A 20,382-nucleotide genomic window follows, 5' to 3' on the forward strand; every position below is an offset into this window, starting at 1 on the left:
CAATTGGATGACCGAGTTATAGAGTCCGCGGAGCCGTCCTAGCATGACCTAGCTGTCTGGGAACTGATCACGGAACGCACGGTCAGCCTCGGCGATTCGTGCGCCATCGGACGGCAGTACCCGATCGATGACGGATTCATACGAGTGAACCAGTTGCCTCCAAGCGCTACTCAGTTCGGAGACTTCTTGGGAAACAGAACCTGTACGTAGCAACTCCATCCGAGACGCAGCGGAGATCCCTCCAAGTGTCGCGAATGCCACCTGTTTCCAGGCATTGAGACGTCGAGAATTCAGTTCTAGTTGCACGCCGATCACAGCGCCAATCACCGTAACGGCGCTTGCATGGACGTAGCCAGATAGTGCGTCATATTCTTGGCCTCCAATCTCCGGGACCATCAATTCAATCAGCTTCTTGTAGTTCGGTTTCGGCAGCTTGGGTAGCTGCTTTTGTTGGCTGACCCAACGGTTGAAACCACTTGCGAACTGCGCGTCGACGGGGTCGAGGCGTGGATCCGAGAATCCAGCCTCAGCCAGGCCTGATCCGACCAGCTTGATCATTTTCGCGAGACGGGTGTCGACAGTGTCCTCTGGATCTGAGATGTACCAGCTCCGGCTGGAGTACTCTGCGGCTGATCTCGCCAGCACTGCGGGCGAAACAACTTTGGGCTGTTCTTCGAGCAGTGATAGTCCAATCGTGTGCACAAAGTCGCCTCCGCATAGTAGGTAGAATTTGCCGAGTCGATGCGTTGTGAGAAGAGGGTCGGGGAACTCCGTCGTCCCGCGCTCCAGATCGAAGCTATGTATGTCGACGTGCGGTTCGGCGTAGTCGATGTTCGCCACTCGCGACATTGCCGACGAGACCATCAGACAGAACTCACCAGCGGTACGGATGTCAGGGACTTCGGGTTGCGGGCCGATCATGACCTCGACCACGACAAATCGGGAAGACGGTAGATGCTCATAGAACAATTCTGGCAGTGTTGTGCATGCTTTCGAACCGCGACACGTTTACGACAAGGAGACCGTGTATGAGGCCCAGTAAGGATGGCAGGTAATCAAGACTCAAAAGTTGCGTCCACGCATCTAAGAGGTCTTTTATATCCAAGGATGGGCAACTACGGAAAGAGCTGACAGCTAACACGAGGTTAGGGGGTCGAATCCCTTCGGGCGCACAGAAGAAGAAGCCCCGAACTGCAGAGATGCGGTTCGGGGCATTTTCGATGACCATCCGATTTGCGGCCGCCTCAACACACACTCGAAATTTTGGTGAGATTTCGGCGCGAAAGTGTTGAGCTCGCGGAGTGCCGAGTACGCACAATGTCATGTCGACGAGGCGGGCATCCAGTCCAATCGTCAATTGGGACTTGCCCTTCCACGCTCCTGCGATGGTTTTTTGTGCGACATGCGGCTAGATGGCGGGGCGCGCTGCACCTCGGCACGAACTGAGCGATGACGACCTAGCCGAATCTTGAGGGATCAGGGCGATGCCACCTGGACGCAGAATATGCCAGACGCGGCGACACCTGTCGCTGGTGAATTACGAGACCGCCGATGGCCCGACGCAGAGGCTGCCGGATTGATTGTGTACGCAGACAAAGACGAATCAGCGTGCAAGATCGCGGGCTCAGCGGCCGGCTTGCCTACCGACCCCCAGGTCAGCCTACGAACGGCCTAAATTGAGGCGAGAATGGGTCATTGCTCGACGGATGCCGGGCCGCCTCTCGAAGGCTTCCGCTCTGATTCCGATCGCTTTGCTGAGCCGCCGGGCTTGCCCCCAAGATGCTCACGGAAGTACAGCCGAGGCAGCTTCAACAGCTCGGGCAACGACTCCAAGAAGCCAGTTCCATCGTCTACGGGCTTGAGCGGATCTGTCGACAACTTGTGCTGCCGCCGGAGTTCGCTGAGACGTTTCCTGATCGGATCGTGTTCATCGCTATCTTCCAGGACCGCCTCGATGTCGCGCAAAACTCTGCTTGCTGCGTCGCGAGACATCCCTTCGGCATGATCGCGCACAAACGACTTGATGACTCGTTCGACACGGTCCAGGTCGCGAACGTTGGATTCCGAAGACGCCGCATCATCGAGCTTGTCCCGGAGGAAAGCAACGAGCGCCGCGAAGTTCTGTTCGAACGCAAGCAACCCCACAGGCCTAGGGCTGGCCGCAACCGCGGTTTCAAGGTAGTGGACCAACTCCTTGTTGTACCCGACCTTTTGCAGCTTTTTCCCACCAAACGCGCTGGAAAAAGCTAGTTGAAGAGCTGGGAAGAGGCTGCCTTCGCTGCCAACGAGAGCCGCATTGACGTCCTCTGCCCGAAGCATGGTCACATCTGAAGCCGGTACGCCTAAAAAGCGACGAGCATAGAATCGGGCGCCTTCAACGGCAATGGTCGTTGGAACCAAATCCTCGGGTTCAGCCACGCTCACCTCTGGCCCCAAGCTGAGGTCAGCCCCCTTCGCCCAATCGCCCAGATTGACGATGTGTCGATCTTGGAGCACTCGCTGTCGGTCTGCCTCACCTTGCGCCAGTTTGACAATTGCCTCCCGGCCAGCGTCATCGTCGTCAAGCAACGCGACGCAGGGCGGTTTACGAGTGTCACGTCCGCGCGCCAGGTAGGCCATATAGGGCACATGGCTAGCTGACGCGCACGGGACGATCGTAACCTCGTTGAGATCTATAAGTGTGCTCGGCGGTAGGCCCCTACGGCGTAACAGCGCCAAGGCACCAGTAAGAAGGATCTGGTCTGTGGGGCCTTCGACGAGTAGGTTAGTGCCGCCGATGAAGGCGGTTTCCGCTACGTGAGCGCCAATAGACGTCCGAAGAGGCTCGTAGTGGTTATTTACAATGTCTCTAACGAGCCGCGTGCCTTCTTGGTCCGTTCCCTTATCGAGTACCCGGATTCGATGACCTGCGTTCTTGTTGATCAGGAAGGGGGAGTGCGTCACATAGATCACCTGATCCATCCGATTCCCTGCTTCCGGCCGCGCAAACTCGTCCAAAACCCTCAAGAGGTCAGCCTGAGCTGCACTTGACAAATACGCATCGGGTTCGTCCATGAGGAGCACCTCAGTCCGAGACAGCGAACGCTCATGAGCTCGTAACTGCACGTAGTAGCCAAGAAAATATGTAAGCCCCCTGCTTCGCTCGCTAAAAGAATAGTCCGTGCCAGTCTTGTCGCGAATTGTGAAAGCGACCTCCCGTTCGCGGGGCGCGAGGCGCAACTCGAAGTCGCGATCCTGACGCCACCAGCGACGAAAATTAAGGTGGCGTGCTATCGAGCGGTTCATCTGCTCGATCAGTGCGCCAACCTGACCCTCCTTGCCGTCTCGGATGGCGCTCTCCAGTTCTGAAAATTTACTAGGAGAGATTCGCGCGACAAGGAGCAGCAGGTCGCGTCCCAGCTGCTCGGACTTCGTGATGGACGCTTCGTCGACATCGTCTGTGCTCTCACTCGGTGCTGCCACACCAGCGATTCCTGAAATCAACTGAGACCAAGACGATATCCCGCCAGTTCGAAGGTTCTCATCGAACTCAAACCGATCGCGCCTTTTACTAAGAAGACCGGGCTCCCGGCCGAGAAGGGCGTCGAACGAAATGACATCCGGGATCTTCGCCCGTGTCTCCAACTGATATGGTTTTGGTAGGACATCTTGCACACCAGCAAGGCCGGTCGCATCGAGCGAAACCGGTGCATGACCCTTTCGGATCAAGAGGTTTTCGCCGCCTCCCATACGGAGAAGAATGAAGCGGTCGTCGAGAGCTAGTGTCAAGCCCGCTGCTCGCAGAGCATCCACGTCGGCTTGCGTTGTTAGCATGCACTCTGCACCGAAGTCTGGACTTCGAATTAGTCCCACTTCAACGGAGTACAACTGCGAGTAACGACAGAAGTCTGCTGATGAGATGTCAGCCCCAGACAGGGCGCGCATCGTCGCGCCGATGAGGTGGCTTTTGCCCGATTCATTCGCGCCGACGACTGCGGTAACTTCGGGGTCGATATCGATTTCCACGAACGGGAACCACCCATGCCCATGAATCACCTCCCAGTCGTACTCCTTACCTCGGACTGCCTTGGCTTCCTGGTCATAGTTGAATGACCGATAAAACCGAACGAGCACTCGAGTCAGCAGCATGGATCCTCCTGAGGAACGACGATAACTTGAGGGTAGGGGGTGGGCCCGACAGATGTGCTGGACAACGTCATTTGGTGTGCGCAGGTCTGATGCAGTGCTTCAGATCTGCGGTGTTGGCGCCGCTCTTGCAGAGACTTTCCTGGCTTTAGCTGACATTCACCAGGTCGTGGCGAAACTATTTCGCTGTAGCCAATTCCTGCGCCTGCGTAGCGGCGCGACCCGGAAGTCTCGAACGCAGGTGCAGCCAGTAAGAGTGACCAGCGCATCCGGTACCCGTAGGCAGTGTGCCTGGCGCACGAATCCGAGCACAGTCAGATGGGGCGTATTCGCGGCGGTGGCGGCCTTGGATGCGCCGTCGTCAGGAGCGTCAAGGATTGCACCTCGAGATGCTCGCTCAAAGGGTACTCAGACAACCTGGACGGGAATTCACCGTCTGCGACGACCGCGTCTTGACGGTCCAGCAAGTGACCGACATCCCGATGACCCCCCGGGCTCCAATGGAACATTTGAAGTCACCAGGTCGGTTCGAGTCGACGTGCTGTGTCGAAAGATGCGTCATTGCGGGCATTGCCATCGCTGTCCTCTCCTGAACAAGTTGCCGGTCGAGTCGGTGATGTCGGGAGAAGATCTTCTCGGTGTTGGCCCCAGTGGCCGTTAGATCACATGGATGATGCCGCAAACGTCAGAAACACGATGAACAAGCCGACACCACCGAGCGCCGCACCGATCACAGCGTCCCGACCGTTGGACGCGTCGCCCTCGACCGCGCGGCCGAGACCTATCCAGCCACTGATCACCGCGACGATTCCGGTCGGGATGGTCACGAAGTCTCCGACGAACGGCACGAATGCGCATATGACCGCCACGATGCCCGCCACCAACGCCAGGCTTCCGGCACCGTCGCGGAACATCGACTGAGAAGCGGACTTACGTTTCACCGAGTCTCCAATCGAGTGCAGCGCGACCGCGCCATTCGGACCTGTCAGTGCAGGTACAAGATGACGCCGCCTCCATAGTAGATACCCAACGGATCGTGGCGTCGGCAACTTGTCACCTGCTGCTTCGGGCCCTTCGTGCGAATACCGGGTCGGCTTGGGAACGGCGGGAGGTGATCCAAGACGGGTCGAGCACGTTTTCGACAGTGGTGCAGAGGGACTCGTCGAACACGACTACTCGATCGGCTATCCGCCACTCGTTGTCCCGTCTTTCGAAGCGGTCCACATATCGGCATTTCACGGTCGTCAAGACGTGCGTCGACGATCCGATCTCGGGTTCTTGCCGCAAGTAGCACAGGCAGTAGGACTCGACCTCGGCCACCTGTTCGGAAGGCTCGAGATCGATGATGACGTTGGTTATGAAGTGCATCGAGCTGTCGATGGTTCGATGACGAAGCTCGATGTCCTCGATCAGACCGTCGATCGTGCCGACATAGCCCCCGTGGTGGTCGACGGCGTCAGGGAAATAGCACCTTCTCAGGCTCTCGAAGTCCTTGCGGTCGACAGCCCGGGCGTATCGATACAGCACCTCGGTGATCGCCACTCGGTCTTCACTCGACATCAGCAACCGGCTTTCAACTCGTTGGTGATGCGGTGGTAGATCCCGCCGGAGGTCAGGCCACCGTCGATGACGATTTCTGTGCCGGTGATGTACCGCGATGAATCCGACAGCAAGAACGCGACCGATTCTGCGATTTCTTCGGCGTCGGCGACGCGCCCCGCGGGTACCGATTGCAGGCTTGTCTCCACGAAAGTCGTTGAGCCGGAATGTAGTAACGGTGTGTCGACCAGGCCGGGATGGATCGAATTGACTCGAACTCCGTACTCGGCGAATTCGAGTGCTCCTACCTTCGACAGGCCACGCACGCCCCACTTGCTGGCGCCGTAACCTGCCGCGAAGTAGCCGAGCATTCCGGCGATGGACGACACGTTGACGATCGAACCCCCATCACCCCGTTTGAGGAGTGGCGCACAAGCTTTCATTCCATAGAACACCGAGCTCAGATTGATGTTCATGACGCGGTGCCAGTCTTCGACGGTCGTGTCCTCGATGCCCGCTCGGTGACTGACACCGGCGTTGTTCACCAGTCCGTCGAGGTCACCATCCGATGACTCGATGTCTTTCGCCAGTGCCGTCCACGAGTCCGGTGCGGTGACATCGAGCTGGTAGAACTTTGCTCGACCGCCGGCATCGAGAATGTTCTTCACCACAGCTTCGCCTGTGGCCTTCGAAATATCGGTGACCCACACCTTGGCTCCCCGGGCCGCCAGCATTTCCGATTCGACTCGGCCCATGCCGCTTCCTGCGCCGGTCACCATGATCGTCTTGTTCTCGAAGTTCATGCGAAGGCCCTTCACTCTGTCTTCAGTTCGGTCCCCTTCGTCTCGGTCACGAAGAAGACCGTGGCGAAGGTGATGACGGCGCAGAAGACGAAGTAGCCGGCGGGTGCGAGCGGATTTCCGGTGAGTGAGATCAGGTACGTGGCGATGAAAGGTGCTGTGCCACCGAGCAACATGTTGGTGGTGTTGTTGCCCAGGGCCAGGCCTGTGTACCGCACCGAGGTCTTGAGCATTTCCACGTAGGTCACGTACGAGGCACCGTTGACGACGGACACCGCGATGAACAACACCGACTGCCCGACGACGGCCTGCCACAGCGTGCCGCCGGCCATCATCATGAACATCGGGACACCGAGAACGATGGCCGCGAAGCTACCCGCGAACAGGACGGGCTTCCGCCCGTATCTGTCGGCCATGTAGCCCGAAACAGGCAGGGTGATCACTCCCAGAACCAACGCGAGCGAGGTCGAGAGAAATGCTGCTTGCGAGGTCTGGCCACCTTCGGTCCTGAGGTACGTAGCGGCGTAGACCGATGCGATGTAGTAGCCGCCGGTGATGAGCGCACCGAGCAGGATGATCTTCACGACGCTGCCGCCCGAGGTGCTCAGTAGCTCCGAGATGGGGAGCTTCTTGGTCTCTCCCTTGTCCTCGAGCTCCTTGAACTCCGGGGTGTCGTCGAGACGGTTCCTGATCCAGATGCCGACGCCGCCGATCACGAGGCTGAGCAGGAACGGGATTCGCCATGCCCAGGAGAGGATCTGTTCGTCGGTGAACACGGAGTTCAGTGCCAGTGCGCACAGCGAGGCGAGCAACGATCCGATGTAGGTTCCGGTGTTGACCATCGACGTCTGGGTCGCACGCCACCGCGTCGGCGCGGACTCGGAGACGAACGCGTTGGCCCCTCCTAGCTCACCACCCGCAGCAAATCCCTGCAGGCATCTGCACAGGACTAGAACCGAGGTGGCCCACACTCCCAGAGTGACGTAGGTCGGGAGCAATCCGATTCCGGCGGTTGCGATCACCATCAGCAGGATGGTCCAGGACAGCGCATTCTTGCGGCCGTACTTGTCGCCTATGTGTCCGAAGAAGATTCCGCCCGGAACGCGCAGGAAGAAGGCAACGGCGAACGCCGCGAACGTACCGAGAAGGGCGGCCGTCGGATCGTCGGACACGAAGAACAGCGCGGCGATGGTGGTGGCCATGTAGCCGTAGATGCCGAAGTCGTAGTACTCGACGACGGTTCCGACGACAGCGGCCCGGATCACTGTCAGGGGAGATTGTTTCGGGTTCGTGCTGGGGGCTCGTGCGTCCGACTCGGGCTGCACGGCGCGATCGTTCGTAGTCATCGGTGTCCTCGAGGTCGGGGGTGGTCAGGCCGTCAGTGGCTGTGCATCGACGGTGTGAAGGGCGGCATTTCGACCGGCAATCCGGCCCATGGTGAGTGCATTGGCGACAGCGTTACCGCCACCGACGTACCTCTGCCCGAGAACTCCCGCTCCTGCCTCGCCTGCAGCGAACAGGCCGGGTACGCGGGTGCCGCGTGTTGTCAGCACCGCGGAATCGGAGTCGATCTCCAAACCTGCATGTGTGCACACCAATTCGGCGGGGAGGATTCGTGCGGCATAGAAGGGGGCGGTCTCGATGGGTTCGGGATTCGACGTACTGCCCTTGTTGGCGAGTGTCCGATGGCGCAGAAAGTCGGGGTCCTCGCCGTGGGGCAGATGCGCGTTCCATCGCTCGACCGTGGAATCGAGGGCCGCGGCGGGCACCGCCATGACTTCGGCCAGCTCCGCGAGGGAGGATGCGCGAAGTGTCCGGCCGGCGTCTGCCTCGTCCTCGATACGATCGGGTGCCCAATCGACATATCCCGCAGGTAGATTCTGTCGAGCGTTGTCGTCGAAGATCATCCAGGCCGAGCCACCCTGACCGTCGATGATTCCGGTCGAGACCGCGTACGAGGCGTCTTCGTCCATGAATCGACGCCCCGCGGCGTTCACGTGAATACGTGATTTCGGGGGAAATCCCGACTGCCAGTGGTGGTAGCGCTGAAAGTAGACGGTGGGCAGCATGAGTCCCCACCCGTGACCTGCTATGGACGCGTCCACCGACGGCGCGTAGCGAAGGTGGTCACCGCGGCTGCCCTCGGCAGCAACGACGAAGAGAGCGGAGCCGGCCCGGTTGGCAGCTGGAAAATGAATATCGACCAACTCGGGATCCCGGGCGAAACCACCCGACGCCACGACGACTGCCGCAGAACGGAGTTCGACATCATCGGCAACGACTCCCACGACCCGATCGTTCTCGGTGAGTAGCGCTTGCACACGAGTGTCGAGAACGACCTCGATTCCGTGCCTGCGGCGTGCGGCGTCCAACACCTGGACGAGGCCGTACCCCTGATCCTTCGGAACGTGACCTCTCCAGACGTCCTCGACGCCCGCCTGGCTCAGGCCCGGCTGGTGTGCATTTCCGGAAGTCCCTGCGGGGATGTCCAATCCGAGTTCGATCAGCCACTCCAGAGTCGGTCCTGCCTGCTCGCAGAAGGTTCTGATCAGGCCGGGTTTGAGCATCCATTGATTGAGATCCATGTAGTGCTGGAAGTACTTCTCTGCGCTGTCGTCGATTCCGAGGGCGCGTTGCACGCTTGTCGCTGCAGCGGTGAACAATCCGGCCGACAGTGCCGTCGATCCGCCCAGTTCTTTGCGCGCCTCGAAAAGAATGACGGACGCACCGTTCTCGGCTGCAGTGACTGCCGCGGCAAGCCCCGCGCCGCCACCGCCGATGACGATGACGTCGTAGTCGGTGTCAGACATGTCGTGACCCGCCGTCCACCGCGATGCTGTGCCCGGTCACGTAGCGAGCACTGTCCGACAGTAGGAACAGGAGCGGCCCGAAGACTTCTTCCGGTGCGCCGAGTCGATGCAGGGGAACGGAATCGAGTGCCTTGGCCAGCGCTTCGGGATCTTCCTGCACCCACCGAGTCATCTCGGTGTCGATGTAGCCGGGTGCAATGGAGTTGACGCGAATGCCCACATCTCCGAATTCGACGGCAAGGGATTCCGTCAGGTGGGCGACGGCCGCTTTGGACGTGCAGTAGGCACCGCGGCCCTTACGGACGCGAAGCGCGGATACCGAGGACATATTGACGATCGCGCCGCCCTCGCGCATATGGCGACCTGCTGCTTGCGAACCGAACAGAACGCCTTCGACGTTCACGCTGAGCGTGGCACCTATCTGCTCGGGGGTGATGTCCGCGGCGTACGCGAACGGGAAGATCCCCGCGTTGTTGACCCAGAAGTCGATCCGCCCGAATTCGGCCAGAGCGGTTCGGGCGAGAGCCTCGTGATCATCGGCGACGGTGACGTCGGCTCGTGCGCCGATGATCGTTCCGGGTTGCTCGACCAGCGAGTCGGTGGCCAGCTCCGTGTTGAGTTGCTCCGCTGTTTCCCTCATTCGAGCGTCGTTGATGTCGGCACCGACGACGTGTACGCCGCGCGCCGCAAGTCCCTTGGCGAACACCGATCCCATTCCCTGAGCGGCCCCGGTGACAACAGCAACCTTGCCTGTTAGTTCGGGGTAGACCGCAGTCATCGTGCGATCGACGACGCGTCCTGGATTGGGATTGTTCATGGCGTTCTCCTCGTGCGAAAGATCGTGATCGAGCCTGCGAAGCGGTCCGAGGGGACAGCTTGCGGCGATTCAGGCTGTGTGCGATAATCGCACGCAGTGTGCGATTCACGTCGAACTGTAGGTGGTCCACCTCACACTCGTCAATAGGGGGCGCTTCATGACCGACACCGATCCACGCCGCATGGACGGCAGTCACTCCGTGGCCATCGATTCTGGGATGTCCAAAACGCTGCACCACGGCCTCGCCGTGCTCGAGCTATTGGCCGAACATCCCAATGGCTTGTCGATCACCGAGATCGCCGACGGAATCGGTGTGCACCGCACCGTCGCGCACCGGCTGGTTCGCACGCTCGAGGCTCATCATCTGTGCCGGCGAGACGACTTCAAGCGCATTTCGCTCGGGGCCGGGCTGGTGGCGCTCGCCGAACCCGTCGAGCAAGATCTGCGAACCGTGGCGCGCCCCGTTCTCGAAGAACTGGCGGATCAGCTGGGAGCGACCGTCCATCTCGTCGTTCGCGAAAATTCAACGGAGGTCCGGGCTTTGATGGTTGTCGAGCCACGAGGCGCGAAGGTGCACGTTGCGTTCCGTGGGGGGCAGGTCGATCCGATCGACCGAGGATCTGCCGGCCTGGCAATGCTTGCGTCCTTGCCCCCGGCGGATGGCGAACGTGCAGAAGTGACGAGGGCGCGAAGCGTCGGATATGCGGTCACCCACGGTGAAGTGATTCCATCGGTCGGCGGAGTGTCCGCCGTGGTGCCGGGTCGCCGCGGAGACGCCATGGCGAGTTTGGGTGCGTCGGTGTTCGAGATCGACGACGAAGAGGAACTCGGTGCGGCCGTCGTCGCTGCGGCGGCACGGTTGGGGCGTTTGCTTCGTTAGCCGGTGGTCGAGGGTCGTGTCAGGCGTCGTCGCGAGACACGGTCCTGTGCTGGATACGCCACCGATCATTCACTCGTACAACACGATCCCGGACCGACGTGAACCGAACGAGCCTAGTCTCGCCGCCACGCGGTGTTGCCATGATCTGGAGGTAGCAGTCGACTGTCAGCTCGTCGACGCTCACGAGATCGACGGCAATGTTCGTGATGACGTGCCGACGCCTCTCGTTCGCGTCGGCCGCGCTGTCGAAGAAGCGTTGGGCAAAGGCGGTCAGCTGGTCGCTACCGACCTGGGGTTCGGGGTAACTGGGCGAGTCGAAGACGCCGTCTGCGGTGAATGTCTCTGCCCATTCCGTTGCGCGTCCGGAATCGATTGCGTGGCTTTGCCTGCCGTACAGGAGTTGAACCTCGGCAACGGTTCCCGCGTCTGGATCGGGCATCGGCGTCTCCTTCGGTGCGTTATTCGCACGGACTGTGCGTATTGGCGATGACGTTACGTCCGGTCCATCTGGCAGTCGAGTCAGGGGTCTACTCGTCGTAACCGAAAATGAAGCGCGCGAGTTACGCCACATCTGCCATCATCGTGCTGTGAAGATCATCTCGATCAATGCGTGGGGCGGTGCCATGTACGACGAGCTCGTGGGATGGCTGAAATCCGTTGATGCCGAGATCATTTGCCTTCAGGAAGTCACGCGCACTCCGAATCGATCGGGTTGGGCAACGTTCGCCGACGGTGAGCGCACTCTGCCGCAGCGGCTCGATCTGTTCGGCGACGTGTCCGCCGCGTTGCCCGGATACACGCCGTATTTCGTCGCCAACGACGCCGGACCTGTCACCGACGCCGACGGCGTGGAACTGAGACAGGACTTCGGGATTGCGACCTGGGTGCGTGAGGACTTTCCTGTCGTCGGACTCGACGCGCGGTTCGTGCATTCACGGTTCGTCGATCACACGGAGTGGAACGTGGACGACCGTCCACGAGCCGCGTTGACGGTGACCGTTCGCGATCGCGTCGGCGACAGGTTCGTCTCCGTCATCCAACTACACGGTCTGCGTGATCCAGCAGGCAAGGACGACAGTCCCATTCGGCTGGAGCAGGCCCGGAAGATGGTCGAGGTCGTCGAACATGTTCGCCCGTCGAGCGACGCCACGGTGCTCTGCGGCGACCTGAACCTGCTGCCGTCGAGCAAGACATTCACACTGCTGGCCGAGCACGGAATGACCGACCTGGTGGGAGAAGCAGACACGCGAGCGTCCAGTTATACGAAACGAGTTCGAAGCGCCAGCTATCTGTTGGTGTCCGATCCGACTGCAGTGCGAAGTTTCGAGATCGTCGCGAAACCAGAGGTGTCCGACCACCGAGCACTTGCCTTGGATCTCGCATAGCGGGAGATGTAGATCCGGAGGCTCGGCTCGCTCACATTTCGAACTGCACTCGAGCAATGTGGTCACAGACCTCGGCGATTCGGGCACGGTGAACATTGTGTTCGGCGTCGAGGTCGTAGACGCGGTAGCTGTCGGCGTCGAGCCAGTCGTTGGTGATAGCGAAGCTCCAACCGCCCTCGCGCAGTGCGAGATCGATGCCGCTGTGGTGCATGAGCAGGCCGGGCAGGTTCAACGCCGCGATTCCGGCGAGACCGTCCCGAAGTTGTGCCGCATCTGCGTCGGCCTGCTCGGAATCGGTCGAGGCACGGAGGCGTCCGACAACCACGTTGCGAATCATGGTTTCCAGTATCGCCGAAATACTCTCTCCGATCCTCCTTGCGCCGCTCGACCCGCGATTAAGCTGGCCGAAGCAGCCGAGTGGCGGCAGGAGTGATTGTCGAGGAGCCGTGATGACGTGAGCTCGGTGTTCGCGCAGCGCTCCAGTTACATTCGGCAGGGGATCGAATTCGAGGGTGGGGTGCTGCCGCTGTCGGCCGAATTCGGGGTCTCCGGGGCGATCGAACACAAGTTGACCCGTGATCATCTTTTCATCGGCGACGGTGCCTCGGATTTCATCGGCACGTGGAGGGGAAGTCGCGTGCAGTTGTATGCGGTGTCCCGTCGGGCCATCGATGCGATAGTCAATCCCAAGGTCGCGGGCGTTGACATCGATCGAGACACTGCCGCACGCCATTCGTTCGGACAGCTGAGCCCCGAGGCCATCACTTTCGCGTCGTCCAAGCGAGCCGATTTCAAGGAGCGCAAGCGAAACCTGGTGGTGGCAACCGGTTCGGGCAACGCGCAGGACGCCACCGTGCGTGCGCTGGACCGCCACCTACCGGTCGACTCCGGTACAATCGGTCTCGACCTGCGTCCAGTTGTCACAGTCTGTGTCCGGGAGGCAGTGGCCGAGGCCGTGTGGGGTGAGGCGGCGTTCGCGCCGGTCCGGTACGTCGACCGGGAGGGGCAGGTAGGTAGCCTCCCGTTCGCCGAGGCTCTCTACGAGAACTTTCTGCGGTTGCGGAAGTTCGCGAACACCTACGCCATGAGGGTCGAGCCGAGGTTGCAGCACCTGCCGTTGACGCGCGAGCAGCGCCTCATGCGTGCGAACACACGCGCGCTGCAGCAGCACATGTGGCAGATGTCGGCTCATCCATCGAATTCGACCGTCGCTGGTCACCTCGCGCGGTTGCACAGTGTGTCCGGGTTCTCCACCGGCGTCATCCGTGACGATACCGCGACGTCGTTCGTGGCCGCCGTGGATACCACCCGCACCGCGGTGCTCGCGACCTTGAAACACATACTGGCCCCGGTGAATTCGACCTGGAAGACCCAGGTCGGCGCGGTTGCCCCAGAATCTGCGGGCGCATCCGCGGTGGTGCGGGCGTGCGTGATGGAGGCGTTGCGAGTGGACACGCCCGGATCGGTTTTCAACGGCCGGGTCACCGAGGATTTCGATCTGAAGGTCGGTGACCGGATGGTGCGGCTTCATCGAAACACGCTGATAATGCCGAACATTCATGCCGTTCATGCCCTGAGCGGGCCGACGTTCGATCCTGCATGGCTACTGAACGCGATTGGGGCAGTCGCTGATTCAGCGAAACTGATGCCGTTCGGCAAGGGTCCTAGGTCGTGCCCGGGGAAGTCGTTCGCGTTGTCGATGATCGCCGTTTTTGTTGCCGCGTTCCTGCGTGCGTACCCGGACGCTCAGGTCGACCCGACGCAGTACGACAATCGATATCCGATTCACACGGCCTCCGAACACGGCCTGTACGTCGAACTTCGCAGCTGACCGGGGTGGTCAGGGGTTGGGCGTGCTCTTGCGCACCCGGTAGTTGTGCCATACCTGTGCCGCCAGGGGCGTCCCGACAACGACGATGCAGACGACCGTTACTGCGAAAGACCACGGTACGGACGCGCTCTTCGCGGCCACTGCGACACCGAAAACGACCATCGGTAGTCCAAAGGTATCCAGTAGGTCTACTTGCCGGGGTTCGATCGGCGGCCGACCGCCCCAAGGAATTCGCCGGCACGCGTTCTCTCGCATCCGTCGCCGTGTCGACGCGACAGTCAGCGCCGCGCCGATGACGGACGCACAGACCCCTGCGGCGACCAGCCATGATTGTCCGTCCTCGACCAGAATCGCCGTCAGAACGAGTGCTGCAAGGACGATGTGCGCACCCCACACCTTCCATCGCGGTGCAGACTCGCGTTCGTCCAGTTGCACGTCGACCGGCCGCATCGGCTGCAAGGGCTCCATGCCCCGACCCTCCCACATCGCCGCTCTTGACCGGCCGTGGCGGCGCGCCGTACCCTGGCCGACAGTTGATATATCAGAACCGAAGCGGCCGGCCGAACCGAGGAATCACAGTATGACCACAGCTCTCAGGATCGACGGGACGGCGGTCAGCGCAATCGTCAAGGACGATCTGCGACATCGCGTCGAACGGCTTGCCCAGCAGGGGATTCGGCCCGGTCTCGGCACGATCCTGGTGGGCGATGATCCCGGTAGCCGTTCCTACGTCGCGGCGAAGCACCGCGACTGTGCCGAGGTGGGACTGCATTCGATTCAGGTGCGGTTGCCTGCGTCGGCAAGTCAGCGCGAGATCGAAGATGCCGTGCATGCGCTCAACGACGACCCCGAGTGCACCGGCTTCATCGTCCAGTTGCCGCTTCCTCCGCGCATCGACACCCACCGGGTGATCGAACTGATCGATCCGCGTAAGGACGCCGACGGACTGCATCCGACCAATCTGGGTCGGCTCGTGCTCGGCATGGATGGGCCGTTGCCGTGCACTCCGCGCGGAATTTTGGAGCTGCTTCGCCACCATGATGTTCCGATCACCGGCGCACGCTTCTGCATCATCGGGTGCGGCATCACCGTCGGGCGTCCGCTCGGGTTGATGCTCACCCGGCGAAGCGAGCACGCGACGGTCACGATGTGTCACGAGGCAACCGTGGACACCGCCGCGCACACTCGGGCCGCCGATGTGGTCATCGCCGCTGCGGGCGTTGCGCATCTGGTGCAACCGGATTGGATCAGTGCCGGGGCAACGGTGCTGTCGGTAGGAATCACCCGCACCGTCGAGGGCATTCTCGGCGACGTGCATCCCGGCGTCGAACAGATCGCGGGGCGACTCAGCGGTGCCACCGGCGGCGTCGGTCCGATGACGCGGGCGATGCTGCTGACGAACGTCGTCGAGTGTGCGGAAGCCGCTCAGGCCGAGGGGATGAACGACTCGCGGTAGCCCATCTTCTCGCTGATCTCGGCCGTGGCGGCCAGTACGTCCGGGACGATGGCCCGCATTCGGGTTGCGTCGAATCGGTACACCGGGCCGGAGACGCTCAGTGCCGCCGTCGTCTTGCCGGTGTAGTCGAGAACCGGAGCTGCGATGGCATTGAGTCCGGTCTCGTACTCTTCGACGACCACTGCGTACCCGAGGGACACCGCGGCATCGAGTTCGGCCGTCAGACCGGCTTTGGTGGTGAGGGTGTGCTCGGTGTATCGGTGGAGATCGAGCGAATCGACAACTGTCTTACGGGTGTCGGCGTCCAGCGCCGCGAGCAACACCTTGCCGCTGGCGGTGGCGTGCAGAGGGGTCTGTTCCCCGATCCAGTTGTGGGTACCGACCGAACTGGGGCCGCGAGCCTGATCCAGGTGTATGGCCGTATTGGCCCGCAGCACAGCGATATTCACTGTCTCGCCGAGCTTGCCTGCGAGGCGTTCACAGACGGCGTGGCCGTATTCGGTGATCTCCAGGCGCTCGGGTACGGCGGCGGCGAGCCGCAGTACACCGAGGCTGAGCCGGTATTTGCCGCGATTGTGCGTCTGCATCACCATGTCGTGTTCTTCGAGCGACGCGAGCAGTCTCGACACCGTGGACTTGTGCACACCGATCTCGGTGGCGATGGCGCTGACGCCGGCCTCCCCGAGCCGCGCTACGACCTCGAGAACTCGAAATGCGCGGTCGACGGACTGGACGCCACCCTCGGGGGCACGTGTCGAATCGTCGGTTGCCACCCCCCGGACTATACGTACCGGACACCTACCTGGTGGTACGCACCCTCGGGCAGGGACGACTAGATGACAGCGCGAACCGCGTCGTCGAACTCGGTCACATGGGCTCGGGCAATCGCCGCAGCATCCTCGGCTTCCCCTGCTGCGATCGCCCGGAGCAGCGCGGTGTGGGTACCCACATGATCGGCGAGTGGCGGCAGTCGATCCATGAACAACCAGAAGATTCGCGTGGCCAGATTGTTGTAGCGAATCAAGGCGTCTTCGAGAACCGGGTTCGCCGCCAGCCGGTACACGGTGCGGTGTACCTCTGCGTCCCACTTGATCAGGTCGTATTGGCTCGGCGGAGCGGCCTCGAACTTCTCGGTGCGGTCGGCCATGCCCAACAGAACTTGACGTTGGGTCGCAGTGGCCGCGGTAGCCGCCTTCGCTGCCGCCAGGGGCTCGAGGCGCTGGCGAATCTCGGAGATGTCTCCCAGGTCGGCGACGTCGATGGAGGTTGCGAAGGTGCCACGGCGGGCGTGCGATATCACCAGGCGCTCGTACTCGAGCCGTTTCAGAGCTTCCCGCACCGGTGTACGGCCGACGCCCAGCTCGACGGACAACGCCGACTCGACGACGGCTTCACCTGGCTTGATCGCCAGCATGATCAGCTTGTCGCGAATAGCCGCGTAGGCCACGTCCGCCATGGTCGCCCCCGGTTCGCCCGGCACCCCCGACGATCCGGGGGTGCCCGGCGACGCAACCTCGACACTCATGGTCACCGATCCTATCGGCACCGAGCGCGGGGCAGGGTCGGTCAGGCCTCGATGCGGTTCTTCAACCAGTCGTGGAAGATACCGATGTGGTGTTCGCTGCCCACCAGCACTCCGCCGTCACGGTACTTGCGGGAGCTCATGGCGGGCTGGCAGCGTTCGCACGCCTCGAAATCCTGCAGATTGACGCGGTGGAACAACTCCACCGATTTCTGCAGATCCCGTCCCGAGGCAACGACGCCTGGCAGGTACAGCCAATCGCATTCCACCAGAGTGCGATCGGCGGCGAGCGGATACATGCGGTGGATGATCACGTGATCCGGGACGAGGTTGACGAACACCTGCGGCCTGACGGTGATGGCGTAGTAGCGCCTGTCCTGTTCGGGTGCGATTCCGGGGATGGAGTCGTGTCCCTCCGAACCGTCGAGCGTGAATCCCTTGACCGATTCCCCGAATTCGGCTCCGTGGCCCACGTAGTACTGGGCGGCGTAACCGTCGGCGAATTCCGGTAGCACCTCGGTCAGCTCGGGGTGGATGGTGGCGCAGTGGTAGCACTCCATGAAGTTCTCGATGATGAGCTTCCAGTTGGCCTTGACGTCGTAGCTCACGCGCCTGCCGAGGCCGAGGTCCTCTATCTTGTAGCGATCGATCGACTCGACGTCACCGAGTCGATCGCGGATGTCCTGCACCACAGTGGTGTCGAAGGACGCCGGGTTGTCGCTGAGGTTGACCCATACGTATCCGAGCCATTCCTCGACGGACACCGACGACAGGCCGTAGCGAACCCGGTCGATATCGGGCATCTTGGTGAGATTCGGTGCTGCGATGAGCTTTCCGTCGAGGTCGTACGTCCAGGCGTGGTACGGACATTGGAACGATCGCTTGACTTCGCCCTTGTCCTCCATGCAGATTCGTGCACCGCGGTGCGCGCAGACGTTGAGGTAGGCCTTGATGGCTCCTGTCCGGGTGCGCGTCACGATCACGCTCTCGCGGCCGATCTGCACGGTACGGAAGGTGCCGGGCTTGTCCAGATCCGCGGCACGGACCGCGCAGATCCACAGCTCCTCGAAGATCTTCTCCTGCTCGAGCTCGAAGATGGCCGGATCGGTGTAATAGCGACCGGGGAGGGTGGAGATCAGACTCTCTGGCAGGGGAAGGGATGTTGCGGGCGGCGTGGTGTCGGGAATGGTGGTCAAGGGGTCCTCCGTACGTGGCCGATCTTGTGGATCGGTGACGAGACGTCAACTGGGATAGTGGAATACGACGAGTGGAACAGCAGCCTGGGTGTGGTCAGACCGCGCGAGCGGGAGCCGAGAGCTGACGGCGCCAGCGGGTGAACAGGCGAACCTGATTGACACCGAGTACGCCGACCGGAAGTCCGTCGGAGCGGTAGACGGCGAGGAAGCTCCCGAGCTCGGGCGAACCCTCTTCGATGGTGCATTCACTGTCCGGTCCGGCGGTGCCGGCGAACTGAATGCGTGACCCGTACTGGTCGGACCAGAAATACGGAGGTTTGACGTGTTGGCCGCCGTAGCTACCCGAGAGCAGGGTGGCCACTGCAACGGTGGGTCGTTCGGACGCCCCGGCCCAGTGCTCGACGCGCCGGTGGGCACCGGACGAATCGAGCCATGCGGCGCAGTCGCCGACGGCGACCACTCCGGGCACAGCGGTCGCGCCGCCACCGTCACACAGGATTCCGTTGCCGAGTGCGAGTCCGCTGGTGCCGAGCCAATCGATGTTCGGAATGCCGCCGATACCGACGACCACGACATCGGCGTGGAGAAGGCGACCGTCCGCGAGCCGAACGCCTGTCACTCGGTCGGTGCCGGTCAGTCCGTCGACGGCGATTCCGCAGATCAACGTGGTGCCGTTGTCGCGGTGCAGATTGCCCACCGCGCTACCGAGCCGCGCGCCGAGTGGCCCGGCGAGCGGTGACGGGGCGGCTTCGACGACGGTGACGTCGAGGCCCAGTTTCCTTGCGGTGGAGGCTACTTCGGCTCCGATGAAGCCTGCGCCGATGACGACCAGATGCGCTCCCGGCGTCAGTTCTGCGCGGAGCCGGTCGGCGTCGTCGATCGTACGCAACACGTGCACACCGGCGAGGTGATCGGTGCCGGGAAGCGACCGCGCGCGAGAGCCGGTGGCGAGTACGACGCCGTCGGAGGTCAGCTCGGCACCGTCTTCGAGGGTGACGGTTCGACGAGATGGATCGAGCGCGGTGGCGGTACGTCCCAGAATCCAGGTGGCGTCGAGGTCTTCGTCGTCGGGCTCGAGTGCGAGCGTGCTCGCGTCCACGTCGCCGGCGAGGTACTCCTTCGACAGGGGAGGGCGGTCGTACGGTCGGTGGCTCTCGGCACCGACGATGGTGAGCGAGCCGTCGAACCCGGCCGCCCGTAGGGCACGTGCCGAGCACAGGCCGGCCAGGGAGGCTCCGACGATGGTGACGCTCTTCATGAATGACCCTCGGCGGCCAGCCGGCCGCGAACGTCGGGCGGAAGATTGGGGGTCGCGGTGCTCAGCTCGATGTAGATCACGCCGTCGTCGACGACGACGGTATGAGTACGAACCGGCAACTTCGCGGGGGGAGCGTCGACGGCTCCGGTGCGCAGGTCGAAGGTGGACGCGTGCAGCGGACATTCGACCGCACATCCTTCCAACCATCCGTCCGCGAGCGAGGCGTCCTGATGCGTACACGTGTCGTCGATCGCGAACAGCTCACCGTCCTCGGTGTGAAACACCGCCACGGGAGGGGTCGTGTCGACGCGAAGAGCTTCGCCGCCCGGGAGGTCGGCCAAGGGACACACCTTGAGCATTCGGATCCTTTCTGTATCGCTATGCGGAACACGTCTTACTTCCCGCAACAACAGTGTGAACATCGACACAAGATCGTGTCAATAGGAGACGGCACTTTTCACCCCTCCGAAACACGATGTAACTCGATTCGGACAAATCACACGTTCTGCCAGCTGAAAGGGTACTTAGCGCGTGCAAGGACCTACTTGTCCGGCATCAGGTGACCCCAGCCCGGCGGCGCGCACGGTAGCCGAAAGTGCCGTGCGCAGCGCCGAGTCTCCGCTACCAACGAGTAATAAATGTCCAAGTTGATATATCAGCAAGCTCAGCTGCCGCGGGCGATCCATTCCTCGAGGTGTGGTGCTTCGTCGCCGATGCGTGTTCGGTCTCCGTGTCCGGTGTTGACTCGGGTGTCGGCGGGGAG

20 protein-coding genes and 1 pseudogene are annotated in these 20,382 nt (G+C 61.9%); 4 read left to right on the forward strand and 17 right to left on the reverse strand.

What is annotated here, in order from left to right; genetic code table 11:
* Positions 1 to 48: 48 nt before the first annotated feature.
* The 8 genes from CH275_RS18010 to CH275_RS18045 form a co-directional block, all read right to left on the reverse strand.
* On the reverse strand, positions 49 to 933 hold the full coding sequence (locus tag CH275_RS18010; protein WP_143546812.1) for a hypothetical protein: 885 nt from the start codon (positions 931 to 933) through the stop codon (positions 49 to 51).
* A 759-nt stretch (positions 934 to 1,692) separates the two neighbouring features.
* On the reverse strand, positions 1,693 to 4,128 hold the full coding sequence (locus CH275_RS18015; RefSeq protein ID WP_094679683.1) for an AAA family ATPase: 2,436 nt from the start codon (positions 4,126 to 4,128) through the stop codon (positions 1,693 to 1,695).
* A 659-nt stretch (positions 4,129 to 4,787) separates the two neighbouring features.
* A complete protein-coding gene (locus CH275_RS18020; RefSeq protein WP_256991104.1) occupies positions 4,788 to 5,066 on the reverse strand; it encodes a hypothetical protein in 279 nt (92 codons plus the stop codon).
* 112 nt (positions 5,067 to 5,178) lie between these two features.
* On the reverse strand, positions 5,179 to 5,685 hold the full coding sequence (locus tag CH275_RS18025; protein ID WP_094679685.1) for a nuclear transport factor 2 family protein: 507 nt from the start codon (positions 5,683 to 5,685) through the stop codon (positions 5,179 to 5,181).
* A complete protein-coding gene (locus CH275_RS18030; protein ID WP_094679693.1) occupies positions 5,685 to 6,467 on the reverse strand; it encodes an SDR family NAD(P)-dependent oxidoreductase in 783 nt (260 codons plus the stop codon). Before CH275_RS18030 ends, CH275_RS18025 begins: the two co-directional genes overlap by 1 nt.
* A gap of 11 nt (positions 6,468 to 6,478) precedes the next feature.
* The gene (locus CH275_RS18035) at positions 6,479 to 7,810 is read right to left on the reverse strand and encodes an MFS transporter (protein WP_094679686.1); all 1,332 of its coding nucleotides are present in this window, start codon (positions 7,808 to 7,810) and stop codon (positions 6,479 to 6,481) included.
* Positions 7,811 to 7,834: 24 nt separating this feature from the next.
* Entirely contained in the window at positions 7,835 to 9,274 is a 1,440-nt protein-coding gene (locus tag CH275_RS18040) for an FAD-dependent oxidoreductase (protein WP_094679687.1), read from the reverse strand.
* The gene (locus CH275_RS18045) at positions 9,267 to 10,091 is read right to left on the reverse strand and encodes an SDR family NAD(P)-dependent oxidoreductase (protein ID WP_256991105.1); all 825 of its coding nucleotides are present in this window, start codon (positions 10,089 to 10,091) and stop codon (positions 9,267 to 9,269) included. Before CH275_RS18045 ends, CH275_RS18040 begins: the two co-directional genes overlap by 8 nt.
* Before the next feature lie 217 nt (positions 10,092 to 10,308).
* Between CH275_RS18045 and CH275_RS18050 the strand changes: the two genes are divergently transcribed.
* The gene (locus tag CH275_RS18050) at positions 10,309 to 10,971 is read left to right on the forward strand and encodes an IclR family transcriptional regulator (RefSeq protein ID WP_179276212.1); all 663 of its coding nucleotides are present in this window, start codon (positions 10,309 to 10,311) and stop codon (positions 10,969 to 10,971) included.
* A 19-nt stretch (positions 10,972 to 10,990) separates the two neighbouring features.
* Here CH275_RS18050 and CH275_RS18055 read toward each other — a convergent pair whose 3' ends face one another.
* Positions 10,991 to 11,410 (reverse strand): nuclear transport factor 2 family protein, encoded by a 420-nt coding sequence (locus CH275_RS18055; protein WP_037152917.1) that lies wholly within the window; start codon positions 11,408 to 11,410, stop codon positions 10,991 to 10,993.
* 148 nt (positions 11,411 to 11,558) lie between these two features.
* Between CH275_RS18055 and CH275_RS18060 the strand changes: the two genes are divergently transcribed.
* Positions 11,559 to 12,356: an endonuclease/exonuclease/phosphatase family protein gene (locus tag CH275_RS18060; RefSeq protein WP_094679688.1), complete on the forward strand. Its 798-nt coding sequence runs from the start codon at positions 11,559 to 11,561 to the stop codon at positions 12,354 to 12,356.
* 31 nt (positions 12,357 to 12,387) lie between these two features.
* On the opposite strand, the gene CH275_RS18065 is transcribed toward CH275_RS18060, so the two are convergent.
* Complete coding sequence (locus CH275_RS18065) at positions 12,388 to 12,693, reverse strand: hypothetical protein (RefSeq protein WP_032405153.1); 306 nt, start codon at positions 12,691 to 12,693, stop codon at positions 12,388 to 12,390.
* Between the two features lie 117 nt (positions 12,694 to 12,810).
* On the opposite strand from CH275_RS18065, the gene CH275_RS18070 reads away from it, so the two are divergent.
* On the forward strand, positions 12,811 to 14,187 hold the full coding sequence (locus CH275_RS18070) for a cytochrome P450 (protein WP_094679689.1): 1,377 nt from the start codon (positions 12,811 to 12,813) through the stop codon (positions 14,185 to 14,187).
* 9 nt (positions 14,188 to 14,196) lie between these two features.
* Here CH275_RS18070 and CH275_RS18075 read toward each other — a convergent pair whose 3' ends face one another.
* The gene (locus CH275_RS18075; RefSeq protein WP_094679690.1) at positions 14,197 to 14,655 is read right to left on the reverse strand and encodes a hypothetical protein; all 459 of its coding nucleotides are present in this window, start codon (positions 14,653 to 14,655) and stop codon (positions 14,197 to 14,199) included.
* Positions 14,656 to 14,767: 112 nt separating this feature from the next.
* Between CH275_RS18075 and CH275_RS18080 the strand changes: the two genes are divergently transcribed.
* A complete protein-coding gene (locus tag CH275_RS18080) occupies positions 14,768 to 15,643 on the forward strand; it encodes a bifunctional methylenetetrahydrofolate dehydrogenase/methenyltetrahydrofolate cyclohydrolase (protein ID WP_094679691.1) in 876 nt (291 codons plus the stop codon).
* Here CH275_RS18080 and CH275_RS18085 read toward each other — a convergent pair.
* The 6 genes and pseudogenes from CH275_RS18085 to CH275_RS30065 all read right to left on the reverse strand — a co-directional run.
* Positions 15,613 to 16,416, reverse strand: coding sequence for an IclR family transcriptional regulator (locus tag CH275_RS18085; RefSeq protein ID WP_094679692.1), 804 nt, complete (start codon positions 16,414 to 16,416; stop codon positions 15,613 to 15,615). The two genes, CH275_RS18080 and CH275_RS18085, sit on opposite strands and share 31 nt — an antisense overlap.
* Positions 16,417 to 16,475: 59 nt before the next feature.
* Positions 16,476 to 17,168 carry a GntR family transcriptional regulator gene (locus CH275_RS18090; protein WP_094679695.1) on the reverse strand — a complete coding sequence of 231 codons (693 nt, stop codon included), beginning with the start codon at positions 17,166 to 17,168 and terminating at the stop codon, positions 16,476 to 16,478.
* Between the two features lie 41 nt (positions 17,169 to 17,209).
* A complete protein-coding gene (locus CH275_RS18095) occupies positions 17,210 to 18,361 on the reverse strand; it encodes an aromatic ring-hydroxylating oxygenase subunit alpha (RefSeq protein WP_218828805.1) in 1,152 nt (383 codons plus the stop codon).
* Positions 18,362 to 18,455: 94 nt separating this feature from the next.
* On the reverse strand, positions 18,456 to 19,619 hold the full coding sequence (locus tag CH275_RS18100; RefSeq protein WP_179276211.1) for an NAD(P)/FAD-dependent oxidoreductase: 1,164 nt from the start codon (positions 19,617 to 19,619) through the stop codon (positions 18,456 to 18,458).
* Positions 19,616 to 19,978, reverse strand: coding sequence for a bifunctional 3-phenylpropionate/cinnamic acid dioxygenase ferredoxin subunit (locus tag CH275_RS18105; RefSeq protein WP_032381125.1), 363 nt, complete (start codon positions 19,976 to 19,978; stop codon positions 19,616 to 19,618). Before CH275_RS18105 ends, CH275_RS18100 begins: the two co-directional genes overlap by 4 nt.
* 305 nt (positions 19,979 to 20,283) lie before the next feature.
* Positions 20,284 to 20,382: pseudogene (locus tag CH275_RS30065) on the reverse strand (MBL fold metallo-hydrolase); the annotation flags it as partial.

This window comes from Rhodococcus sp. 06-235-1A (assembly GCF_002258785.1).
Taxonomy (GTDB): domain Bacteria; phylum Actinomycetota; class Actinomycetes; order Mycobacteriales; family Mycobacteriaceae; genus Rhodococcoides.